Here is a 3,212-nt window from a genome sequence, read left to right as displayed (position 1 = left end):
CAGCAGCAGCATCGACAGCACCTGGGTGCCGAGGGTGGAGGCGCCGAGGGAATTGTCGATCAGGATATTGGCCGTAGCCATGAGCACCAGGACCGCAGCAGGTGTCAGCAGGCCAAACATCACGAGAATGGATAGGACCAGCGCGGACCCGCCGATAAAGGCGGCCCTGGCATCGCCAAAGGCGATCTGCTGCCAAAAGACCTCGGCATACCGCCACGTCGCCAGGATGCCGGTCAGGATGCGAGCAAGATCGATCTTGCGGAGATCCAGTAACAGATCATGCTCGGGCAGGACCCTGCGCTTCCTCGAAAAACGCACGACCCCGGCAACCGCCGCCCAGCCCCACGGCCGGCCGAGCCTCAACGGAGCAACCACCAGGAAGGCAAGGAACAAAGCCAGAAACACGAAGGCTTCGTAGACAGGATTTCCATCGCTGAAGGCATTGATCATGATGTCTTGTCCGGCTCCTCACCATGCTCTGCGCTGTACAATGCAACTGCAGAATCCACTAGGGTATTTCCCGTCGCAACGGACTGGTTGGTTGGATGGGACTCCATCGGGCACTTTGCCCACTCTCGGGACGGACGTGGGGTCAGCCGCATGGAGAACTGCAGCGAACCTTCTCACGAACGGGCCTTTGGCGGCCCCGACCGCCGCGCAAAGAGCTCAAACTCCCTCCAGCCAACCTTGATGGTGCTGACGCTGTGGTATCTTTTCAGGAGCTCTGTCTCCATTGAGCCCAAGGGTTCGGTCCATGGATCGCGGTAGACAGCGACAAAATCGGGCGGGTGCTGAGCAAAAAACGCCTGCGCCATCCTGCGTGCCGCCTCGCCCGAGCTACTCCGCAGGCTCCATGTGGACAGGGTATGCGGCGTCATTTCCGTCAGCAGGTAGAGGCCGGAAATAGGACCGAACACCGTGACAGTCCTGCCTGCCTGACCATGGGCCGAGAAGGCAGCGGTCACGTCCGTGATGAATCTGTAAAATTCGGGCGTCGTTCGCACTCCCCTAAGGGGTCCGAACTCTATGACGCGAGCGTTCACGGGCCGCTGGGGAGGCGCCTCGCCATAGATGAACGTCTGCGATATGTAAGCCACGACCGCCAAGGTCAGGATCACGGGCGTGTAACCCATAGCACGGGGCCATATCGACGGATCGCCTGCACGAGGAACCGTGAGGGCCAGTCCAAGGCACGCCGCCATGAATCCGCCGATCGGCACGTTGAAAATGCTCCCGGCCGACGTGGCGGCAGTGATCAGGGCGCTGCCTATGCTGGTAGCCCAGACGATGCGGACGGCGGAACCCGCCGGATTGGGGGCACTGCGGAAGGCGGCGACGGCTCCGAACAGGGCCGCGAGAACGATGATATCGTGGGACTTAATGAAAGCGACCGCGTCCGAGAATGCCACTATGGTGAACATCGTGAGGTAGATCAGTCCGTCCGGCACAAGACGGGAGCGCTTGTAGCAGTCGGAAAGCAGCGGCAGCAGGATTATGCCGACAAACGCGCAGGTTGCAAGCGGTTGCGCCGCCAGCCGTGTAAGAGTTGTCCTCAACTTCCCTGCCAGTCCGGCAGAGAGCTGCGCGGAAGCCGACGTATAGTCGACCATCGCGATGAGGCGCCCGAGGCCGAAGACGGAGATGAGGATCGCCGCCAGCGCCAGGGCGGCGGCGAGACCGCACAGCACGTAGATTGCGACGAAACGCCGCTCTGGTCGGCTCCGCGCCAGCATAAGGGCGAGGACGGCCTGCAGCACGGGCGCAGGAGCCAGTGTTGGGTAGGACACGACGGCGATGCCCCAGAAAGCTGCGGAGGCCGCCAGAAGAGCAATATCCTTGGCGGAAGGATTGGGGTGCATCCCTTCGACCTTCCCGGCATCTACGAAAGCAATGCCGAACAAGGACAGGGCTGCAGTCATGCCGCAAAGGGCGATCGTGTTGTAGCTTGGAGCAGGTAGCCCAAAGGGAATGAAGGCGATCAGGAGCCCCGTTCCGAGGACGGCGACTGGGGCCGATCTCAGCCGTCGCAGGAAGAAGTAGAGCGGCACGCAGGCCGCCATCACCATCGCGGCATAGACCACCCGCAGGAACAGGATGGCGCCGGACAGATCTCCACTGATCCCGGCCCGCGCGAAAGGGTATACGAAGAGCGCAGAAAGCTGCTGGATGTTGAGATTGTTGCTGCCCACGAAACCGTTGCGCAACCACTCAACGATATGGGTGAGGTAGTAAGCCTCGTCGGATAGATCAGCTCCAATCGGCAGCCGAACAGTAAAGAGGGCGATGGCAGAGAAGACAAGAACCGTAAGGGCGACGGCATCGGCAACGGATTTGCTTCCCTCCTCCTGGCTGAAAACGGAGATATCCCGGCCTTTCTGGCTCCTACCTCCGAAGCACCTGGGCCCGAGCCACTGCGACTTGTCAGGCATGGGTCAAAACAACTTTCGATAGGGAGCGGCGGCCAAACGGCGCCGGAGACGGTTGCCCGGATGGAAATCCGGACCGTCACAGGGTTTCACCGAAGTAAGGGAAGTCTGTCAAGGCTGAAGCCGGAATGCCTGCTCCCGCGCGACGGCCGAGGGATGATTCCACTGACCTTGAACTATCTCTCATATTGGGATGCCGCGCTCTTCCTGGCGGCGAACGGGATCCACTTCGAAATAAGAGACTTCCGGATCACCTGTACGAGCAGTAGGCTGTCTCCAACTGAGTTTCCCGGGCGCTCCAACCAATCTCATAAAGGAATGATGACGGCTGTCACTGCGACACTTCGATCAGAACAAAATGCATTGATTCCGCACATCTCATAAAGTAGCCGCTCAACCTGCCCTTGGTTTGCAACATATAAGACTCTGCCGGAATCGCTGTCATGCTCAATGCCTTTAGTGATGGGAACCCGCTCTACGAGGCTCTCGTCTTCCTTCTCGTGCTGACTGCATTCGTTGCGCTGATGGCATCCGGCTTGATGCGTGACCGCATGTGGAACGCGATCGAGAAAATCGCGCAGTTCTCCAGGACGCGCAGGGCATTGCCCGAGCATGAATTGCTCCTCGATCTGCGCAAGATCGACCTCGCCCGTATCCTGACTGGTATCCTGGCGACGTGGCGGTATGCCGAGGTGAGTTGGAGCCAGACCGTTCTGAACGCGCCCGGCGCTGCCTTGATCAGTGGCGCTGCAGCCGGATTGGCGATCATGGTTACGCTGGGCTTCA

At 60.2% G+C, this 3,212-nt stretch carries 3 protein-coding genes; 1 reads left to right on the top strand and 2 read right to left on the bottom strand.

Annotated elements, in window-relative coordinates:
- Both LGR44_RS21635 and LGR44_RS21630 read right to left on the bottom strand, forming a co-directional pair.
- Positions 1-450 (bottom strand): hypothetical protein (locus LGR44_RS21635; protein ID WP_226742787.1); only part of this gene is annotated, 450 nt, incomplete at its 3' end.
- Positions 451-623: 173 nt separating this feature from the next.
- Positions 624-2,429 carry a hypothetical protein gene (locus tag LGR44_RS21630; RefSeq protein ID WP_226742786.1) on the bottom strand — a complete coding sequence of 602 codons (1,806 nt, stop codon included), beginning with the start codon at positions 2,427-2,429 and terminating at the stop codon, positions 624-626.
- Positions 2,430-2,869: 440 nt separating this feature from the next.
- On the opposite strand from LGR44_RS21630, the gene LGR44_RS21625 reads away from it, so the two are divergent.
- On the top strand, positions 2,870-3,212 hold a 343-nt coding region (locus LGR44_RS21625), incomplete at its 3' end, for a hypothetical protein (RefSeq protein ID WP_226742785.1).

The sequence above is a fragment of the Microvirga lenta genome, from assembly GCF_020532555.1.
GTDB classification, from domain to species: domain Bacteria; phylum Pseudomonadota; class Alphaproteobacteria; order Rhizobiales; family Beijerinckiaceae; genus Microvirga; species Microvirga lenta.
Note: the sequence above shows the minus strand (reverse complement) of the source record. Positions and strands in the feature narration are given on the sequence as shown.